Source organism: Amniculibacterium sp. G2-70 (genome assembly GCF_014353055.1).
In the GTDB taxonomy this organism is placed as follows: domain Bacteria; phylum Bacteroidota; class Bacteroidia; order Flavobacteriales; family Weeksellaceae; genus Amniculibacterium; species Amniculibacterium aquaticum.
The window spans coordinates 729019-749596 of record NZ_CP060698.1 but is presented as its reverse complement, the minus strand read 5'-3'; the positions used below and the strand labels follow the sequence as shown (position 1 = coordinate 749596).

Sequence of the window (20578 nt, the reverse complement as noted above, 5' to 3'; positions counted from 1 at the left end):
GTTTTTACTTTTAATCTTTACAACTCAAAATTATAACATGACAGTTTTTATTATTGTTTTCTTAACAGCTTTGGCCTCTCTATTTGCAGGGACATTCGGAAGTGGAAAATGGTCCAGATACTTTGGTATTTTTGGTTTGTTAATCGCTTTGTATGTAAGTTATTTGCCAGAATGTTCATTCTTCGACCAGTACAAAAACATGTTCGAATTCGGAGCAAATGCTGCCTTATTTACTAAAATTTCTATTGTAACTACAATATTTATCTTCATCATTGCTGGGTTTGCATTCAGCAATCACAGAAGTCACCAGTCCGAATTGTATGCCTTGATGTTGTTCTCGCTTTGTGGTGGAATAATACTTTTCAGCTACCAAAATTTAGTAACGCTATTTTTAGGTGTCGAAATATTGTCCATCCCACTTTATGTATTGGCAGGAGCTAACAAAACCGATCTAAGATCGACAGAGGCATCCATGAAGTATCTTTTGATGGGAGCTTTTGCAACCGGTTTCTTACTTTTCGGTGTGGCCATGATCTACGGAACAACAGGAAGCTTTGATTTGTATAAAATTCATGAGTTCTCGACCTCTGCAGAAGGCAACTTAATGTTCAAATTGGGTGCAATCATGATGTTGGTCGCTTTGGCTTTCAAAGTATCTTTAGCTCCTTTCCACATGTGGAGTCCGGATGTCTATCAAGGTGCCCCATCATTAATCTCCGTATTTATGATGACGGTGGTAAAAATTTCTGCATTCTTTGGTTTCTTTAGACTTATGACCATTGCTTTCGTAGGTATCATTCCGGATTGGATTCAAGTTATTGGGGTCTTGGTCATCATTACTTTGCTATTGGCTAATGCTATGGGACTTGCACAAAGCAATGCCAAAAAAATGTTGGCATACTCTTCCGTTTCTCACGCTGGATATATTGCATTAATTTTCTTTGGAATTACCAATGCATCCATTTATAATTTAGCTTTTTACCTATTTGCTTATGCCATTGCAACCGTTGGTATGTTTATGTCATTAATTTGGGTAGAAAAACTAAAAAGAGAAACTTCTTTTATGGCTTTCAAAGGATTGTCTAAGAACGAGCCTCTAATCTCAGTGGTTGCTGCGATTTCCTTGATGTCTATGGCTGGTGTGCCTTTAACTGCTGGTTTTATTGGGAAATTCGGAATTTTTTCTCAAGCTATCGTAACCAATCCTATGATTGTTATGATTGCTATTTTAGGTTCTGCAATCTCAATTGCGTATTATTTGAGACCAATTATAGCCATGTTCTTCTACAAAGAAAGCAGCTTTAACACGACCGAAAAGGTATCTTTCACTTACAATGCAGTGGCTGTTGTTTTAATTGCTACCATGATTGGTTTAGGTGTTTATCCAGATTTGTTTAAAATGATCTTTTCTTTATAAAGAAGAGTTGAATCATACGAAGTCCATTTTCATTTTTGAGAATGGACTTTTTTTGTTTTATAAAACCAAGCTCTTTCTTTCATAATCCCTATTTTTGCAAAATGAATTTAGAAAACATTCTTCAAAATTTGCAGATTCAGGATATGAATCAAATGCAGAAATCGGCATATAAAGCCTCACAAAATCATCAAGACTTGGTGTTGCTTTCCCCTACAGGATCCGGTAAAACACTGGCTTTTTTGTTGCCATTGCTCAGGAATATGAAACCAAATCAAAGTGGCATTCAGGCTCTTGTATTGGTGCCAGCACGAGAATTGGCTTTACAAATTGAACAAGTTTTCAAGAGCATGAAAACCAATTTTAAGGTAAGCGTATGTTACGGCGGACACGATAAAAAAATAGAAACCAATAATCTGCAACAAGCTCCGGCTCTTCTTATTGGGACTCCAGGTAGGGCTGCCTATCATCTAAGAAATTCTAATTTTGATCCCAAATCCATCTCCATGTTAGTTTTGGATGAATTTGATAAATCTTTAGAATTCGGTTTTCAGGAAGATATGGCTTTTATCGTATCCACCATGTCCAACCTTCAGCAAAGGATTTTAACTTCTGCTACAGCTATGGATGCTATACCCACATTTGCAGGTCTTAAAGATGAAAAAATCCTTTCATTTCTAAAAACTCAAGAGGTAAAACCCATCTTGCATTTTAGAAAAGTGGAAACTACTGCCGAAGAAAAACTGGAAACTTTATTCAAATTAATTTGTAAAATAGGTGACAAAAGAACCCTAATTTTCTGCAATCACAGAGATGCTGTCGATCGTATTTCTGAACTTTTAAAACAAAAAGGAATCGAGAGGGAAGTTTTCCATGGCGGTTTAGAGCAAGACGAAAGAGAAAGGGCTTTGCTAAAATTTAGGAATGATTCTTCAAGAGTGCTAATCACTACCGATTTGGCAGCCCGTGGATTGGATATACCGGAAGTAGAGTCCATAGTTCATTATCAATTGCCTCCAAAAGAAGATGCTTTTATCCATAGAAACGGAAGGACTGCCAGGATGAATGCCAAAGGTTTTGTATATCTTATCATGTCCGAAGACGAAGCTTTTCCATTTATTAAAAATGATATTGCCGTAGAAAGTCTGGTGGAACGATACAAAATTCCTCAGAATACTCCTTTTCAAACCATCTACATCAGTGCCGGGAAAAAAGATAAAGTAAATAAAGTGGACATCGTAGGCTATCTTATCAAAAAGGGAAAACTGAACAAAGACGAAGTGGGCTTGATAGAGGTTAAAGACAATACTTCTTTCGTAGCAGTCGACAGGAAAAAAATCCAAGATTGTCTTATTCATTTGTCTAAAGAACGCTTGAAAAACAAAAAAGTTAAAATTGAAGTAGCTTATTAAACTCAAATTTTTTTTTAAATGAAAATTGCATCAATCCTGTTTTTCATGGCATTTTCCATGTTTTGTTTTGGTCAAAATGCTGAAGTATCTGAGAAAAATATCAAAAAGAACATCTATTTTTTGTCTTCGGATAAAATGAAAGGCAGACAGACCGGAAGCAAACAAATAGAAAAAACGGCTCGATTTATTGAGAAGCAATTCAAGAAAATGGGGCTACAACCTTTGGGGAATATCGGTTTTAGACAGCATTTTACAGCGAAAGTGAAAAGAGTTGTTGTATCCGATAGTTTGAGGAAAGCCAGTAACATCATTGGTTTCCTGGATAATGGAGCTGAAAAAACCATTGTCATTGGTGCTCATTATGACCACATTGGTTTTGGTGAATTGGGTAATTCTAAAGATGATAAATCAAATATTGGCAAAATCCATAACGGTGCCGATGACAATGCATCTGGAGTTGCCGGATTATTAGAATTAGCCAGAGTATATTCACAAAACGGTATCAAAGAAAAACACAATATTTTGTTTATCGCTTTCTGTGCTGAAGAATTGGGATTGTTGGGATCAAAATATTTCGTGGAAAATCCAACACTTCCTTTACAAAATATCTTATGGATGCTCAATATGGACATGATCGGTCGTTATTCCAAAGAGAATAAACTTGCCGTTATCGGTTACGGTACAAGTGCTGAGTTTAAAAAAGTTTTTGAAAATGTTAAAACCAATCTAAGTTTGAATTTAAGTAAAGACGGTCGTGGCGGTTCCGATCAAACCTCTTTTTATGATAAAAAAATTCCCGTTTTATTTTTTCATACCGGTGGACATCCAGATTACCACAAGCATGGTGATGATGCGGATAAAATCAATTATCGAGATTTAATTTCCATTTTAGATGTAGAAATTTCTGTGATCAACGAAACCATGAAATTTTCCAATATGGATTTTGTATGGACCAATTAAAAAAATACCGTATTCGACTTTGTCAAATACGGTATTTTTTTAATATTAAAATTTGTTACGGTTTCCAATAAGTCCATTTGTTGCCATTAAATACGGCCAATCGTTTGGCTCCGGTTTTATTGACATAAACCATCATACCTGGAGCAGGATCAGGAATGTTGTTGGTATCTAAAACCATAGGCAATACCATGGCTTTGTTTGGTGATTCTAATACCAATACACCGTCGGCAGTGCTTGTGTTGGATCCGATAATTACTTTAGCGCCGGTAACTTCAGTGACATTGGGCTGGTTGGTTAGTGCGCTTGTAATATTTGCGGTGTTGGCACTGCTAAGATTTTGCCAAGTTCCGTTGTAATACATCACTTTGGCGCTGGTTGCGGTACTTGCGTCCAAGAGTATAGTGCCTTCGGTTAGACTAGAACCGGTAGGAATGGTTCTTACATAAGGTAAGATAATTCCTTTGTTTTGATTTGCGGCAAATTCTAATAAAACGGAGGTCTTTTGTGCTGCAGGTACAGTTCCTACGGCATCTCCGATAATCACTTGTGAGTATCCTAAATTAAACAAAAGGATGCTTAGGATGGAAAATATAGTTTTCATAATTGTGTTGTGTTTAAAATGTTAGTAAATCTGAAAATGTTTTTATGGACATCCTGGGATATTGAAGCATTTCCAAGCTCCATCAGAATAGATTTTTAAACATTTATCGGTAGTGTCATAGACCATCATACCTTCTTGAGGGTTGGTAATATTTGTTAAATTAGCTTTTGCAATTCTAGTCACTACAAATCCTTTGGTATTGGACTCTAATGCAATATGTCCGGATTTTCTCAACATAGGCCAATTGTCGGTGTTTCCAGAGCCTGCTCTTTTCAATAAGGTGATACCTTCTTTTGTTGCAGGTCCATTATTAGGTGTGTAAGGAGAGTTATAACAAATACAACTTGCATATCCTGGATCTGTAGGTACATAATAAGTCACATGTACAGTTGAATATGGAGGGTTAGGACAGTCACCTTCAAAGAAAGCATAGTATGTACCAGGACCTACCATGAACGGAGTACCGATTTCTGAACCAGGTGTTCTAGTCGTAGTAGTATACCAATGTAAAGTCTGTCCAAGAGGTACTGTTCCTAAAAATGCAGTATTGATATTAACCGTCGTATTAGGGCAAATTTTTAAATCTTGAACTGCAGGTACAGTAGCGGCTCCACAAAGGTTTAATGGTGCAGTATTGGCAAAATTATACAATGGTTCATAAGCATTTGTTGTTGTGCCATCAGCCATACTACCGTTGATTCTATGTCCCACATATCCGAATTTAAAGGTACATTTCTTAACTACCATGGTGGTATGCCCACCGGTTTCTACTGCCATTAATACATCAGTGCTGAGGATCCCAGTTGTACCGTCATTTAATAATTCAGGATCATAATCATCACCTTCGTCGGGTTGAGCAAGCATTCTACCTCCATTGTTACCCCATCGGTAGATGGTTCCATCGTATCTTAATGCGTTTATTGCTGGTACATTTTGATCGTGTTCTTGTGGGCTGATCCAAGCAACATTGTCCATGGCTGTACCATCTGTTTTTTCTACTACAACCCATGATCTTCTTTCGTTGGTGGTAAAATCTCCTAATTGTTTGTTTCCATTTGCTCCCAAACTATAAAGTTTACCATCGGATGCTAATAAAAAATAACTGTTACTACCACTTCCTGTTGTGGTCATACCGATCATTTTAACATACGGAACAGATCCAGGATAAGTTCCAGTTACGGCTCCTGGTTTGTTCATTAAAGTAGCATAGTTTAATTGCAGAGGCGCATTTCCGTCACCTTTGTAGGCACCGGTACCCCAAGTGTAAATGTTACCATCACCGGTTAGGGCAAACATGGCTCCATGAACCCCTCGGATTACTTTGATATCACTAAGATTGGTGGTAGAGTTGGTTTTTATTCTATGCCATTTGTTGGTGATACCAGTAGTACCATCACCATTTTTACTCATGGTACCAGAAAGGATGTAACCAGCTCCGGAATTGGTAACAATAGCAAGGGTTAGATAAGATCCAAACATCATTTTTACATCGGTTGGTGCTACACCATCAGGTAATCCTGTGGTATTGGTAGCACTTCCCCCTTCTGTTAAAATTGAAACGGAATTGAATGCATTACTGCTTGTTAATGCGCCAGCAATTAGATTGTCTTCTACTCCCCATACATATAATCCTGTTGTGGTTAACACCGCCATTTGGTCGTTATTGATGGAGTTAGAGCCAACTGCTGTTTTTAGGATAGTCCCAGTGTAGGAAAATCCATTAGCTGGGATTACTTTTGTAGTCACTAAAAGGTGTGAGGCTCCAGTGCTAGCTGCATTTTCCCCCCAAGTGAGAACATCACCATTGGCTTCTCTAACTAAAGAAGAGTGGAAGTTGGATAATAAGTTGTCGTATTCAATCGTGTTGGGATCAACACTGTTAAGGTATGAATTCGAGTTACAAGCCGTTTGAGAATAAAGGTTGTAAGATGTGAACAGTAGGAGTACCCCTACCGCTTTCATTAAATTTTTTAAGCGTATCATTTTTTTTTGTTTTGAAGGTTTATAGTTTACTTGAATGATCAATGCATTCAAATAGTTCTTTCCGGTACAATTTTATTTAAAGATTGTTGAAAGAAATTAGTTTTTAAGATAACTTAAAAAAGGAGGGGGACGATTTCTAGAACTTATCAATAAGTATGAAATTAGTATTAATAAAATAAATGCAATAATTAAATTGATTACGAATGCATTAACACTAAGAGGGTAATTTATTGTTGGATTCCAAAATTTGAAATGATTTTTGAAAGTCGGCAACAATATGTTTTTCTCTTCAATTTTTTGTCGATACAAACTTTGTTGACTTGAAGTATAGAATGTTATGGTCTTATAAAGAGGTTTTACTAGTCCTGTTTTGTTTATAGAAACGGTTGTTTTGGATGGATTTCTATGGGGTTTTGGCTGTGCAACGGAAAGGTTTTTATTAATGATTTTACCGTTGTTAAATTCAGTAGGATTTATTATCGTTGCTCCTTTTTCTACTGCAATGATTTCTAATTGGACAGAAGTATTGTTTTTTTGAACTTGCTCCAATTTAGAAGCGTTGTCGGTAATAACAGTTGCGCCATTTAAAATGAAAATACGAGTGTTTAGACTGTCCTTTTCAAGTTGATGGGAAAAATTGTTGCCAAAAAAAAGTTGAGAAATGATTAGAAATAAAAACACTAAGGAACGCCCTACCAACAAGGTAGAGAACTCCTTAGTGTTTGTGTACTTCTTTTTCATCTTGTGTTGGAATTATCATTTGTGTGGATCTAATTCCTATGCAAATATACTCAAAAAGCAACACCTCAAAAGGGGAAAAAGACTGTATTTGAAATGGCAGATCTTAATAAATTAATCAAAATGGTGTGAATGATTTTAAATTTTTCTTCAAAAAAATATGTTTATCAGAGTAATGTTTTTTACTTTATTACGATTGGGTTAAAATATTTTTTATTATTTTTTATTTGACTTATTTTGATAAATCTAAAAGAAGTATGGAATTGACAAAAAATAAATTATTATTTTTGCCTATTAAATTTTTAAGCAAGAAAATGGTTAAAATTACTCTTCCGGATGGAAGCATCAAAGAATTTGAAAATAAAGTAACCCCAATTGAGGTTGCAAAATCGATAAGCGAAGGTTTGGCTCGAAATACCATTTCGGCAATTGTAAACGATAAACAGGTCGAAATTACAACAGAGATCGATCAAGATGCTTCGTTACAATTATTGACTTGGAACGATGATATGGGTAAGAAAGCATTTTGGCACTCTTCTGCCCATCTTTTAGCACAAGCAATTCTAGCGTATTTTCCTGATGCAAAATTAACCATTGGTCCTGCAATTGAAAATGGATTTTACTATGATGTCGATTTTGGAGATCAGTCTCTAAGTGAGAAAGATTTTGAAAAAATTGAAAAGAAAATGTTGGAAAATGCTAAAAAAGATTCAACTTTTCATCTGTATGCCGTGTCAAAAGCAGATGCTCTAAAAGAGTATGAAGGTAACCCTTTCAAAACCGAGTTGATCCAAAATTTAGAAGACGGAGAAATTACCTTCTGCAAACACGATGACTTTACTGACCTGTGTCGTGGTGGTCATATCCCATCAACAGGAATTGTGAAAGCCGTAAAAATTCTGAATGCTGCAGGGGCTTATTGGAGAGGAAACGAAAAAAATCCTCAATTGACCAGGGTTTACGGTATTTCTTTCCCAAAACAAAAAGAACTAACAGAATACTTAGAGAGATTAGAGGAAGCGAAAAGAAGAGACCATAGAAAATTAGGGAAAGAACTGGGGATTTTTGCTTTTTCAGAAAAAGTAGGTGCCGGCTTACCATTGTGGTTGCCAAAAGGTGCAGCTCTAAGAAAAAAACTTGAAAATTTTCTTTCCGAAGCTCAGAAAAAAGCGGGTTACGAATTTGTAATGACGCCGCACATCGGTAACATTGATTTGTATAAAACATCAGGGCATTACGAAAAATATGGTGCAGACAGTTTCCAATCCATTAAAACACCAAATGAAGGCGAAGAGTTTTTCCTAAAACCTATGAACTGCCCTCACCACTGCGAGATTTACAAAGTAGGACAGTGGTCGTACAGAGATTTGCCCAAAAGATATGCAGAGTTTGGAACGGTATATCGTTACGAACAATCCGGTGAGTTGCATGGGTTAACCAGAGTTAGAGGTTTTACACAAGACGATGCCCACCTTTTCTGTACTCCGGATCAATTGTTAAAAGAATTTGAAGGAGTAATCGATTTGGTTATGTATGTATTCAATTCTTTAGGATTTTCAGATTTCGTAACTCAAGTTTCTTTAAGAGATCAAGAAAATAGAGATAAATACATCGGTTCCGACGAGAATTGGGAAAAAGCAGAAAATGCAATTATCCAAGCAGCCAAAAATAAAGGCTTAAAAACGGTTGTAGAGTACGGTGAAGCAGCGTTCTACGGTCCGAAATTGGATTTCATGGTCAAAGATGCATTGGGTAGAAGCTGGCAGTTAGGAACCATTCAGGTAGATTATAATTTGCCTGAACGATTTGATCTTTGGTACACCGGAAATGACAACGAAAAGCACAGACCGGTGATGATACATCGTGCTCCGTTTGGATCTATGGAAAGATTTATCGCAATTTTATTAGAAAATACAGCCGGAGACTTCCCGTTGTGGTTAAGTCCGGAACAATATATTATTCTACCAATTTCAGAAAAATATGTAGATTATGCGAAAAAAGTTTCTCAATTGTTAGAAAATCACGAAATTAGCGGTTTGGTAGATGAGAGAAACGAGAAAACGGGTAAAAAAATTAGAGATGCTGAATTGAAAAAGATCCCATTCATGCTAGTTGTGGGAGAAAATGAAGAAAACGAAGCAACCGTTTCTGTTAGAAGACGAGGAGAAGGCGATCTTGGAGTTATGAAAATTGAAGATTTTATCCAGTATTTTAAGAAAGCTGCAGATACAGGTTTTGAATTTGGTAAATAAAACCTGGAATAATAAAAGTGTAACATTTAAAACATACGACAATAGCACAGAAATTTAACAACAGAGGAGGGATGCGCAGACCGATGCAAAAAGAGGATGCACATCAAATTAACGAAAAAATCCGCGCTAAGGAACTTCGTTTAGTAGGCGATAATGTAGAGCCTGGGATTTACCCAATTGAGAAAGCAAGAGAACTTGCCGAACAATTAGAATTGGATTTAGTAGTAATATCCGACAAGCAAGATTTGTACATCGCTAGAATTTTAGACTACAAAAAATTCCTTTTCGAACAAAAGAAAAAACAAAAGGAATTAAAGGCAAAGCAAGTTAAAGTAGTGGTAAAAGAAATCCGCTTTGGCCCTCAGACTGATGAACACGATTATGAGTTCAAAAAGAAACATGCTGAAAAATTCTTGGAAGAAGGATCAAAATTAAAGACTTATGTGTTTTTTAAAGGTCGTTCAATTATCTTTAAAGACCAAGGGGAGATTTTATTGTTAAAATTAGCTCAAGAGCTAGAACATGTAGGAAAGGTAGATCAATTGCCTAAATTAGAAGGTAAAAGAATGATTATGATGATGAGCCCTAAGAAGCCTGCAAAATAATCAGATAAAATAATAAGCAAAGAATCGAGATTTCTCGGTTCTTTTTTTTTGCATAAAAAAACCTCCAACACTAAGGAAGGAGGTAAAAACTAATAACCATGAAAACTCAAATTAAACATGAGAATCTTTAAAATAACTAGCAATATGCGTGCCAATTATTTGTTTTGAAATTCAATGTTCGAATTTTCAATGCAAATGTAAAAAGATTTTTGTAATTTCGCACCTTAAAAATAAAAAATATGTCAGGTAATATTACTTTTACAATGATTAAGCCCGATGCAGTTGCTGACGGGCATATCGGAGCAATTTTAGGGAAAATTTCTGAAGCTGGATTTGGTATTAAAGCATTAAAGCTAACCCAACTTACAGTGGATGATGCAAAGAAATTTTATGAAGTTCACGCAGAAAGACCGTTCTACGGAGAGTTGGTAGAATTTATGAGCAGAGGTCCAATTGTTGCTGCAATTTTAGAAAAAGACAATGCAGTAGAGGATTTTAGAACTTTAATCGGTGCTACCAATCCAGCTGAAGCTGCAGAAGGAACCATCAGAAAAATGTTTGCAAAAAGCGTTGGAGAAAATGCCGTACACGGTTCAGATTCTGATGAGAATGCATTAATCGAAGCTCAATTCCATTTTTCAGGAAGAGAAATATTCTAGTAAATAGAATTTTTAATATTAAACGCCTTTGTACTGTTCAAAGGCGTTTTTTTGTTTCTGTTTAAGTAATTATATATGACTGTGTTATTATTTAGAAATGGTGATTTTTGTTATAATATATTGTAAAAAATAGTATATTTGCTGAAAACTTACAAAATGTTAAATTATAGATTAAAAAATTACTTTCCGTTATTGGCTTTTGGGTTGTTGGGGAACTTATCTCTGGCTCAAAACCAACCTCAGAGGGCATCTATACCTAGCGCACCCGTACCAAGTACTTATAGGGCAGGCTCTATGATTGATGTAAACATGCCTCAATATCCTGCATCTGCATATACGCCTCTGCAAATGATTCAAAATGTTTTGATGACCAATGGTGGAGGTACAGGCTGTGCAACCCCGAATATTTCGAATGTTGTGATGACGCCGAATGTACCGGTAACTAACCCTAATAGACCGTGGGGTTATTTTAATAAAGGGACAGCGACCTATCCTTTTGCTGATGGATTAATATTATCTACTGGATATGCTGTAAAAGCTGGAAACACACCTAAAGGAGGGACACTTTCAGATAATTTGGAAGTATTGTTTGGGAATGGAGGTGATCAAGACTTGTCAAATGCGATTAATGTACCTGTTAGTCAGTTAAATGATGCGGTATCTTTAGAGTTTGATTTTGTACCTACAGCTACTCAAATGAAGTTTAATTATCATATGGCTTCTGATGAATATACAGGGTCTTTCCCTTGCTCTTATGCCGATGGTTTCGCTTTATTGTTGAAAAAGGTAGGAGATCCCAACTATACCAATATTGCAATTTTGCCTGCGGGTGGTGGCCCGGTAAGTGTGACCAATATTCGTCCGGCTAATAATAATACTGGGGGACCTATGGGATGTCCTCCGATGAACCCGACTTATTTTGCCGGGTACAATACCAATCCACCAACCGGAGATAACTTCAATGGGAAAACAATTCCATTAACCGCCATGGCAACCGTTATTCCGGGGCAAACATACCATATAAAAATGGTAGTTGCCGATAAAGGAGACAACTCGTATGACACGGCTGTGTTTTTAGAAGGAGGTTCTTTTAATATTGGGGTTCAGATTCTTGGTCCTGGTGGTGTTGCTTTGCCGCCATCCATCAATATGTGTGACAATACACCTCAAACACTTACAGCATCTATCCAGACTGCTGGTACTACATATCAATGGTTTTTAGGAACAACTCCTATTCCTGGAGCTACCTCACCTACAATTACGGTGAACCAAGGTGGTGACTATTCGGTTGAAGCTATGGTGCCAGGAAATAACTGTCCAAGTAAAGCTACAATTACTGTTGTAGCAGGAACCTCACCTACTGTTCAGGATACCACTTTAACCAATTGTTCAGGGAATAATAATTTTAATTTGACATTGTCACAACCAGGTGTTACTTCTACTCCGAATGTAACTTACTTATATTACACCAATCAGGCAGATGCCTTGGCGGGAAATGTTAACAATTCCATTCCTGATCCATTGAACTTTAACAGCCCAGGTAACCAGTCTGTTTATGTACAAGTAAGCAGTGGTTTTTGTTCTAAGGTAGCAAAAGTTGATCTTGTAGTAGCTGATCCAATTGTAGTAGATATTGTTCAGCCGGGACAAATTTCATGTACCAATTCAACGGTTGTTTTGGATGCAACAGCTTCAACATATCCTGCGGGAGCAGTGTTTAGTTGGGTAGCTTCTGCTGGTGGTACCATTTATTCAAACCCGAACACATTGACTCCAACAGTGAGTTCTGCTGGTACTTATACATTGACGATTTCAAGAAATTATCAACCCGGTGATACAACATGTTCTGGTGCTGCTGCTGTTAATGTTACGGATAACTTAATTAAACCTGTAACTCAAGTTACGACGAATAAAGTTAAAATCTGTAAAGGAGAGTCCGTAACGCTTACTGCAACAGGAGGGGTAACTTATAACTGGACCAATATTGCGGGTACTGGTGGTGTACAGGTGGTGTCACCGAGTACGACAACTACTTTCACGGTATATGCAGTGGGTGCCAATGGATGTCCTTCTATTAACCCAGCGACCATTAAAATTGAAGTAGAACAACCTCCGGTTTCTAGTTTGAAAGCGATTTCGGGTCAGATTTGTCAAGGTGATGAAATTACTTTAGATGCAGGAGCTCCACCGGCTGGATCCACACAAACTTATACCTACTTGTGGGATTCAGGTGAGACTACTCAGACCATTACTACAGGTGTTGTTGGTCCACATACAGTAACTATTGATAATGGGACTTGTACCAAATCATTTACAACACAGGTGGTACAAGCTCTTCCACCTCATATTAAGAGTGTAGAATTCAACAATCATGTATTGTCACTTTGGGCATACAATCCGAGTAACGGACCTTTGATGTACTCTATTGATGGTGGATTTACTTGGCAAGATTCTAATGTATTCACCAATGTCCCTAACAATGTAACTATTTTTATTAAAGTGAAATTAAGAAATACTAGTTGCGAAAGTACTTTGGAATACTTTACCTTTAATATGAACAATGTTATTACGCCAAATGGTGATGGACAAAACGATGTGGTAGATTTTACAGGGATTTCCGTGTACAAAGGATTCACAGCATCCATCTTTGATAGATACGGTAAAGAATTGTTCAAAACGGGACCTAACAAATACATTTGGGATGGTAAATTCCAAACCAGAACATTGCCTTCAGCAACTTATTGGTATAAGATTAATTACGAAGATCCAGCAAGCAAAGAGCAGGTGAATAAGTCTGGATGGATCATGTTGAAAAACAGAGAATAATCACGATTTAATTCAAATTGTAAGTAAATAAAATCAGCCTTTCTAGAACAGAAAGGCTGATTTATTTTTTTGAGTGTTTTTTTAAGAATTCCAAAGTTGTGTAAAATGGATGAAATCATCCACGGAAAGCTCTTCCGCTCGTTTGTCCATAAATGGATGTTTTTGCAAATGCTCAGGTATCATTAATACTTTTAGGGCATTGCTCAGTTTTTTTCTCCTTTGATTGAATCCTGCTTTTACAATTTTCTTAAACAATTCTTCATGCCCCGCCAACCCTTCTTTTGGGTTTCTAACCATCTGTATAACTCCAGATTTAACTTTTGGAGGAGGGTTGAAAACATTTTCATGAACGGTGAAAAGGTATTTGACATCATAATATGCCTGTACCAAAACCGTTAGGATTCCATAATCTTTTGTTCTGGGCTGTGCAGAGGTTCTCTCGGCAACTTCCTTCTGAAACATACCAACCATCTCTGGAATTAATGCATAGTTATCGATAATTTTAAACAATATTTGAGAAGAAATGTTATACGGGAAATTCCCGATAATGGCTGTCTGCTCTTGGTTAAATTGGTTGAAATCCAACTTTAAAAAATCCCCAACAAAAGTTTGTTCTGTGATTTTTAAATAGTTGTTTTTTAAATATTCAATAGACTCATGGTCAATCTCGGCCAAATATAAATGTTGTTGTTTTTCTAAAAGATATTTAGTCAAAACACCAGTTCCTGGACCTACTTCGACAATGTTTTTGTAATCGTTTCCAGATAGACCTTCAACAATTTTATTGGCAATATTTTCATCGGTAAGAAAGTGTTGGCCTAAATGTTTTTTTGCTTTTACAGACATGTATGATTGTTCTTTTTATTTAATAGACGGTCGATAGAAAACCCTCGTTAATTCTGAAGTTTTATGATTTCATTAACATTGATTTTCACTAAACCGTGGCAAATTTCGGAAGATTTTTTCTATTTTAGCCAAAAATTTTTGTTCGAATGGCAAATACTGTAGAAGATTATAACAAGAAAAGATTGAGATCCAGTAATATTACCGTTGTGGTAAGTATTTCCTTGGTTCTTTTTTTGATGGGGTTAATAGGTCTAATTTTGATTAATGCTCAAAAATATTCAGATTATCTGAAAGAACAATTGGTAATAAATGCTTATTTTAATGATAATTATGATGCGAAAGATTCGGTAAAAGTTTTGAAATTAGAAGAAGAAGCAGTTCAGAATATTCAAAAATTATCTTCCGTAAAAAAAGTAAATTACATCACCAGAGAGCAGGCCACATTGGAGGCCAAAAAAAGTCTAGGAGTTGATGGACAAAGTCTTTTTGAAGAAAATATTTTCCCCGCTTCTGTAGAAATCTCTTTAAAACCAGAGTACAACGATTCTACCAAGATCAGCACGGCAATCAAAGAAATATCCAGTATCCCAGGTGTGGTCGATGTGAAGAACGATACCGATTCTCAGAAAATTTATAATAATCTGAACAAAATCCTAAAATGGATTTTTGCATTCTCTATGTTGTTTTTAATCTTGGCCATCGTCTTGATTAATAATTCCATTCGTTTGAAAATTTTCTCAAAAAGATTCATCATCAAAACCATGCAATTGGTAGGCGCCAACAGATCGTTTATTTTAAAACCTTTCGTAATCGAAGCTCTTATTCTTGGTTTGTTAGGAGCATTTATTGGTCTATTGGCTCTTTTTGGTGTTTGGTATTATTTTACAACCGAAATCAAGACTCCTTTTGTGCAGGATAATCAACAGTATTTATGGTTGGTTTTGTCGGTATTGGGCACCGGTATTGCAATTACAGTTGTGAGTACAGTTGTTGCAACCTGGAGATTTTTAAGATCAAATATTGACGATTTATATTATTCATAAATTATGGCAAAAAAAAACACGACATTCTCTGCAGATCAATTCGGATCGAAAAATGAAGAATCTACAACGGTTGAAAACCTATTCTATTTCGGAAAAGAAAATTATAAATGGATGCTTATCGGTATAGCATTTATTGCTCTAGGTTTTCTTTTAATGTTGGGTTCAGATGCCAATACAATAGATGGAAAACTCAATCCTAACGAGTGGAATGAAGGTATTTTTTCCATTAGAAGAATTAGGATCGCACCACTTTTAGTGATCCTAGGATTTGGTATAGAAGTCTATGCCATTCTGAAAAGAAACAAATAATATTTTAATTAATAATTTACTACAACTTTGTCTGAACAATTTGATTGGACAAAGTTTTTTTTAATAGAAAGCAAACATGGATTTAGTACAAGCCATCATCATAGCCATTGTAGAAGGTTTAACAGAATTTTTACCTATTTCATCAACCGCACACATGGGATTTGCTGCCAATTTGATGGGGATGCAAGAGTCAGAATTTCTGAAAATGTTTCAGGTGTCCATTCAATTTGGGGCCATTTTAGCGGTTGTTATTGCTTATTGGAAGAAATTTTTCGACTTTTCAAATTTTCAATTTTATATAAAATTAGCGTTCTCTGTATTGCCGGCATTGGTTTTGGGCAAGTTGTTAGACGACAAAATAGAAGCTGTTTTGGGTAATCAAATTGCCATTTCTGCAGTCTTGGTTATCGGTGGAGTTATTTTGCTATTTGTGGACAAATGGTTCAAGAATCCTACCGTTTTAGATGAAAAAGAAATGACCATCAAAAAAGGCATTATGATTGGTTTTTGGCAATGTTTGGCCATGATGCCGGGAACCAGCCGAAGTGCAGCTTCCATTATTGGTGGTATGACCCAAGGATTGACCAGAAAAGCAGCCGCAGAATTTTCATTTTTCTTGGCGGTACCCACGATGCTGGCCGTTACCGTTTATTCGGTTTTTGTGAAAACTTGGGCCGAAGGTACAGAACATGCAACCAAAGGTTACGAAATGTTGTTGAGCTCAAACGATAATTTAATGTTGTTTTTTGTTGGAAATGCAGTCGCTTTCATTACCGCTTGGATTGCCATAAAATCCTTTATCGCATTCCTCAACAAATACGGATTCAAGCTTTGGGGAATCTACAGAATTGTTGTAGGTATCGTATTACTCATCTATTTTTATTTTCTACAATAATTTTTAGGTTTACTATTTTTGCATCATGAATTTTACAGCAGAAGAGATACAAGCAGGACAAGTTTTACTAATTGATAAACCGTTGGATTGGACTTCCTTCAATGCGGTTAATAAAGTGAAATGGAAACTGAAAAGGGAGTTTAACCTAAAAAAAATTAAAGTAGGACACGCCGGAACTCTTGATCCTAAAGCCACAGGATTGTTAATCGTTTGTACAGGAAAAGCGACCAAACAAATTCAAGAAATTCAAGATGCACCTAAAGAATATTTCACAGAAATTAAAATTGGAGCTCAGACCGAGAGTTACGATACCGAAAAACCCGAGATTCTAAATCAGGATATTGCCCACATCAATCATGAGTTTATTTTGGAAAAATTAAATGATTTTTTGGGAGAAATAGACCAAACGCCACCAATTTTTTCGGCCTTGAAAGTGGACGGCAAAAGAGCTTACGATCTTGCAAGAGCTGGGAAAGAAGTGGAAATGAAATCCAGAAAAACCACGATTTTCTACATTCAAAATATTGAAATTAATTTGCCATTTGTACAATTTACTGTAGGGTGTTCCAAGGGAACTTATATCCGCAGTTTGGCTCACGATATTGGCCAATCCTTGGGAGTAGGAGCCTACCTCACCCAACTGAGGAGAACTAAAATCGGTGATTATTCTGTGGAAAATGCCAGTCAGGATTATTTGCAAAACGAATTCAGGTTTTCAAATATTTTGGATTAAAAATCAGTTAAATACAGCTTCATTTGGTTTTCATACTCAGATTTTAGCTTCAAAAACTTCAAAATCTTTTTACTGTCCGGATTAGAAATTCTATAATACAGTATTTTTTCTGCTGAATATTTAAAGTAAGGATGGCTTTTCAACCAAGCTTCAGGAGCGTCCGTCAAAGAATATTTTTGAACTTGATCGGTATTTAGTTTTACGGTAGATATGAGTTTTTCTGCCAATGATTTGTCGATTTCATAGGTGTCTACAAGTTGTTGCGCTTTCATAAAACCACCTAGTTTTTTTCTGAATCCCAATATCATGGCGGCATCTTTTTCTGAAAAACCAAATTCTGTAAGTTGTCGATACGAGATTTTATTGAGGTCTATCGTGCTAAAATCGGTAGGATTATGCTGAACGGCAACTGCTTCTTTCTTTTCAACAGGATTTGTGTGTTCGGTATTTATCCGAATATACGGTTCTAATTCTTTAAATTTTTCATCGGAAATAACAAAGCAATTTTTAAGGTCTTCCATTGTTCTGAATTGGCCTTTTAGATTTCGATCTCTGTAATTTACGATGACTTGAGCTTGTTTTTCAGAAAAACCAAGGCCTTTCCAACCGTCGAGATCGGTTTGGTTGGGATCAAACGGTTTTAGATGAATTTTGTTTTTTGAACCTTCATTTTTTGTGTAAAATTTATTGTAATCCGACGGTGTTTTCTCGGGTAAAATGAGATAGGCTTCTAGTTTTTTATAATTTTCATCTGAAATGATGAAACATTCTTTAAATTTCTCTTTGCTTACGAATGTTCCGCCTAAATATTTCTTGTATTTATCAATGGCAATTGCCTGTTTCTCACTGAATCCCATGTTTTGCCAATCGGTTATGCTTAACTTGTCGGGGTTGAATTTTTGTGAAACCTGAACTTGTTTTCTATCGAATTTATCATAATTTCTATCAAAGTTATTCTCTTTTTTATGGGTTTCAGGAAGGAGGATGTAAGGCTCTATTTCGGCATATTTTTCATCCGATATGGCATAACATTTTTTCAATTGTACTTTCGATAGAAACCGTCCGCCAATAATGTTTTTGTACTTTAGAATGGTGGCGATTTGCTTTTTGCTGAACCCTAATTTTTCCCATTGTTGCTCGTCCAATTCATTTGGGTCAAATTCTGACAGGACCACTTTGGGTTGGCTGGTTCGGACATTGCTCCAAGTCAATTGTTTATCAAATTGAACAGCCGATTTTTTTAGTGCAAAATGAAAAATACTTTTGCTGAAAAGAAGAAGAAAACCCAAAATTAGGATGCCCCAAAATTGTTTCCTTCGGATGATGAAAGGAAGTTTTGCATTCATTTGTGTTGGTTTTCATACAAAGTTAATGAAATAACAACTTGCAAATGAGGTATATAATGTTAAATTTTATTCGGGATCATCAGGTTTGTCAACGAGCGATTCTTTCAACTTGTTCAGTTCTGCTCGTACAAACTCCAAGCGATCAATGATAGAAACGGTGGCCGGAATCTTGGCATTGGTCGTTAGTGCAATTCTTGCACCGTCCAAAGTGTAGCCTTTTTCTTTGACCAAATGATAGATAATTTTTAGATTTTTGATGTCCTCTGGAGTAAAATATCGATTTCCTTTTCTATTTTTTTTGGGCTTCAAAATAGGGAATTCTTGCTCCCAATACCGGATGAGCGAAGCATTGACATCAAATGCCTTGGCAACTTCACCGATGGAATAGTACAATTTGTCTGGGAGATTGAGTTTCATATTGAAGGTTAAAGATAGAAAATTTTACTTTATTTTATTTTGATTTTTATCAGCAACGATTGTTTAAATAAACCCAACATGGGTAATGTTTCCTTTTTTCTTTAAAACCAAGAACAAAAGTTTTAAAGAATTTTCATCTTGTTTTTCTATTTCGATCAGGTTGTTTTTCCCTTTCAAGGGATATGTTTTTTCAGTGTTTTTTACAACATAATTGTTAAAATCAGCATTAAGATGGATCAAGACGGCTTCATCTGCAACTTGGTTGATGGCAATGCTGTCGTTAAAAAGTCCAATGTCCATTACAGCAACTTTGCTCAGATTGGGAATTTCTCCAAACTGAAATTGTCTAAGCAGTTGCTGGGCTTCATCCGATTTCAATCCCAATTCTATTCTTCTTTGTCCACGGGGCGATGTTTTATCCAAATCTTTGATGTTGGTCATCACCTTTGTAAATTTTTGATACATCACCTTGTCGCCACAATTTTCAACAAAAGTGGCTACGGCCATTCGGATCATTTTGCTGGCTTTCGAGCAATGTCCAAACTCAGTAGAATTTTCTTTAACCTTTTTATAATTGGGATTGTTGGCAAAAGCTTCCGTACTGAAACCACTTTTTTTTCTCACCACCGGAACTCCGTTGAGGTTGTAAAAAACAAGGTCATCAATGCTGCCTCGTACTTCTTTCAGATCGTTGTATTTTGCCATATTTTTTATGAAGAACAAATGTAGAATTTTTCATCAAATTGGCAAAGTTGTAGTATAAGTTGTTGTGAAAAATTCTGAAAAAATAGAGTATATTTGTTGCAATTAATTGGCTTATGAAGCGTATTGGGATGGCTTTGGTATCGGTGTCTTTATTTTTGGTCTCTTGTGGAGCCAAAAAAGTAACGGCATACCCTACTTCTACCAAAACAAAAACTGAAAATTTAAGAAAATTAGAATCTAAAAATACAGGCGTTTTTTCTAGATATGCCAAAAATATTCTAAAATCGGCAGATCAATATTTGGGAGTTCCATACCGATACGGTGGAGCTACAGCAGAAGGGTTTGATTGTTCGGGCTTGGTATGTAAGGTGTTTGACGAGAACAATAAAAAGTTACCACGAAGATCCGAAGATCAATCCAAATTAGGAGATCGTATTGACATTGATGAGGTGAAACCTGGAGATCTTTTATTTTTTGCAACCGGCGGTGGCACTCGCGTTTCTCATGTCGGCATTGTTCATGAAATTGAAAATCTTGGCGAAATACGATTCATCCATGCATCTACCTCCAAAGGGGTTGTCGTGTCTTCGTTGAACGAAAAATATTGGAACAAAGCCTTTCTTTTTGCTAGAAGATTGAATGATTAAATTCAATAGTATTTCAATACCCAATGCTGGTTCGAGCGTCTTGCCGTCCGCTCTCGCACGATTTTATAGTGTGGTAGGTTCAAAAAAAATAGATAACTTTAGCTAAAAGTTTGTTTAATGAGCCGTAATTGAAAAAGGATTGTTAGATAATGTCGTATTTAGAATGTTTGATTTTTAAGATGTCCAC

Annotated in this window: 19 protein-coding genes; 12 read left to right on the top strand and 7 right to left on the bottom strand. The window is 36.1% G+C overall.

Going from position 1 to position 20578, the window contains the following annotated elements; all coding sequences use genetic code 11:
• The first annotated feature begins 37 nt into the window (after nt 1–37).
• From H9Q20_RS03385 to H9Q20_RS03375, 3 genes are all read left to right on the top strand, one after another.
• Nucleotides 38–1417 carry an NADH-quinone oxidoreductase subunit N gene (locus H9Q20_RS03385; protein WP_187478303.1) on the top strand — a complete coding sequence of 460 codons (1380 nt, stop codon included), beginning with the start codon at nt 38–40 and terminating at the stop codon, nt 1415–1417.
• A gap of 101 nt (nt 1418–1518) precedes the next feature.
• The gene (locus H9Q20_RS03380) at nt 1519–2826 is read left to right on the top strand and encodes a DEAD/DEAH box helicase (RefSeq protein ID WP_187478302.1); all 1308 of its coding nucleotides are present in this window, start codon (nt 1519–1521) and stop codon (nt 2824–2826) included.
• Nucleotides 2827–2844: 18 nt separating this feature from the next.
• Nucleotides 2845–3786 carry a M20/M25/M40 family metallo-hydrolase gene (locus H9Q20_RS03375; RefSeq protein ID WP_124640794.1) on the top strand — a complete coding sequence of 314 codons (942 nt, stop codon included), beginning with the start codon at nt 2845–2847 and terminating at the stop codon, nt 3784–3786.
• Between the two features lie 55 nt (nt 3787–3841).
• On the opposite strand, the gene H9Q20_RS03370 is transcribed toward H9Q20_RS03375, so the two are convergent.
• The 3 genes from H9Q20_RS03370 to H9Q20_RS03360 all read right to left on the bottom strand — a co-directional run bounded on the left by H9Q20_RS03370 (nt 3842) and on the right by H9Q20_RS03360 (nt 7111).
• The gene (locus tag H9Q20_RS03370; protein ID WP_187478301.1) at nt 3842–4387 is read right to left on the bottom strand and encodes a hypothetical protein; all 546 of its coding nucleotides are present in this window, start codon (nt 4385–4387) and stop codon (nt 3842–3844) included.
• Between the two features lie 42 nt (nt 4388–4429).
• The gene (locus tag H9Q20_RS13240; protein WP_262385574.1) at nt 4430–6370 is read right to left on the bottom strand and encodes a hypothetical protein; all 1941 of its coding nucleotides are present in this window, start codon (nt 6368–6370) and stop codon (nt 4430–4432) included.
• A 96-nt stretch (nt 6371–6466) separates the two neighbouring features.
• On the bottom strand, nt 6467–7111 hold the full coding sequence (locus H9Q20_RS03360) for a hypothetical protein (RefSeq protein WP_124640797.1): 645 nt from the start codon (nt 7109–7111) through the stop codon (nt 6467–6469).
• 311 nt (nt 7112–7422) lie between these two features.
• Here H9Q20_RS03360 and thrS point away from each other — a divergent pair, with 311 nt between their 5' ends.
• The 4 genes from thrS (at nt 7423) to H9Q20_RS03340 (ending at nt 13450) form a co-directional block, all read left to right on the top strand.
• On the top strand, nt 7423–9360 hold the full coding sequence (gene thrS, locus H9Q20_RS03355; RefSeq protein WP_124640798.1) for a threonine--tRNA ligase: 1938 nt from the start codon (nt 7423–7425) through the stop codon (nt 9358–9360).
• An 83-nt stretch (nt 9361–9443) separates the two neighbouring features.
• Complete coding sequence (gene infC / locus H9Q20_RS03350; RefSeq protein ID WP_394336896.1) at nt 9444–9965, top strand: translation initiation factor IF-3; 522 nt, start codon at nt 9444–9446, stop codon at nt 9963–9965.
• A gap of 239 nt (nt 9966–10204) precedes the next feature.
• A complete protein-coding gene (locus tag H9Q20_RS03345; RefSeq protein ID WP_124640801.1) occupies nt 10205–10624 on the top strand; it encodes a nucleoside-diphosphate kinase in 420 nt (139 codons plus the stop codon).
• 156 nt (nt 10625–10780) lie between these two features.
• On the top strand, nt 10781–13450 hold the full coding sequence (locus H9Q20_RS03340; protein WP_187478300.1) for a choice-of-anchor L domain-containing protein: 2670 nt from the start codon (nt 10781–10783) through the stop codon (nt 13448–13450).
• Between the two features lie 81 nt (nt 13451–13531).
• Here the strand turns inward: H9Q20_RS03340 and rsmA are convergent, their stop codons facing one another.
• The gene (gene rsmA / locus H9Q20_RS03335) at nt 13532–14296 is read right to left on the bottom strand and encodes a 16S rRNA (adenine(1518)-N(6)/adenine(1519)-N(6))-dimethyltransferase RsmA (RefSeq protein ID WP_187478299.1); all 765 of its coding nucleotides are present in this window, start codon (nt 14294–14296) and stop codon (nt 13532–13534) included.
• A 146-nt stretch (nt 14297–14442) separates the two neighbouring features.
• Here rsmA and H9Q20_RS03330 point away from each other — a divergent pair, with 146 nt between their 5' ends.
• The 4 genes from H9Q20_RS03330 (at nt 14443) to truB (ending at nt 17276) form a co-directional block, all read left to right on the top strand.
• Complete coding sequence (locus tag H9Q20_RS03330; RefSeq protein WP_187478298.1) at nt 14443–15339, top strand: cell division protein FtsX; 897 nt, start codon at nt 14443–14445, stop codon at nt 15337–15339.
• A 3-nt stretch (nt 15340–15342) separates the two neighbouring features.
• The gene (locus H9Q20_RS03325) at nt 15343–15648 is read left to right on the top strand and encodes a DUF3098 domain-containing protein (protein WP_187478297.1); all 306 of its coding nucleotides are present in this window, start codon (nt 15343–15345) and stop codon (nt 15646–15648) included.
• Between the two features lie 76 nt (nt 15649–15724).
• Nucleotides 15725–16543: an undecaprenyl-diphosphate phosphatase gene (locus tag H9Q20_RS03320; protein WP_124640809.1), complete on the top strand. Its 819-nt coding sequence runs from the start codon at nt 15725–15727 to the stop codon at nt 16541–16543.
• Between the two features lie 25 nt (nt 16544–16568).
• Entirely contained in the window at nt 16569–17276 is a 708-nt protein-coding gene (truB, locus tag H9Q20_RS03315; RefSeq protein WP_124640811.1) for a tRNA pseudouridine(55) synthase TruB, read from the top strand.
• On the opposite strand, the gene H9Q20_RS03310 is transcribed toward truB, so the two are convergent.
• The 3 genes from H9Q20_RS03310 to H9Q20_RS03300 all read right to left on the bottom strand — a co-directional run bounded on the left by H9Q20_RS03310 (nt 17273) and on the right by H9Q20_RS03300 (nt 19744).
• Entirely contained in the window at nt 17273–18622 is a 1350-nt protein-coding gene (locus H9Q20_RS03310) for a helix-hairpin-helix domain-containing protein (RefSeq protein ID WP_187478296.1), read from the bottom strand. The two genes, truB and H9Q20_RS03310, sit on opposite strands and share 4 nt — an antisense overlap.
• 66 nt (nt 18623–18688) lie before the next feature.
• Nucleotides 18689–19039: a MerR family transcriptional regulator gene (locus H9Q20_RS03305; RefSeq protein ID WP_124640815.1), complete on the bottom strand. Its 351-nt coding sequence runs from the start codon at nt 19037–19039 to the stop codon at nt 18689–18691.
• A 63-nt stretch (nt 19040–19102) separates the two neighbouring features.
• Nucleotides 19103–19744 carry a hypothetical protein gene (locus H9Q20_RS03300; RefSeq protein WP_124640818.1) on the bottom strand — a complete coding sequence of 214 codons (642 nt, stop codon included), beginning with the start codon at nt 19742–19744 and terminating at the stop codon, nt 19103–19105.
• Nucleotides 19745–19857: 113 nt separating this feature from the next.
• Here H9Q20_RS03300 and H9Q20_RS03295 point away from each other — a divergent pair, with 113 nt between their 5' ends.
• Complete coding sequence (locus H9Q20_RS03295; protein WP_124640819.1) at nt 19858–20391, top strand: C40 family peptidase; 534 nt, start codon at nt 19858–19860, stop codon at nt 20389–20391.
• Nucleotides 20392–20578: the final 187 nt, after the last annotated feature.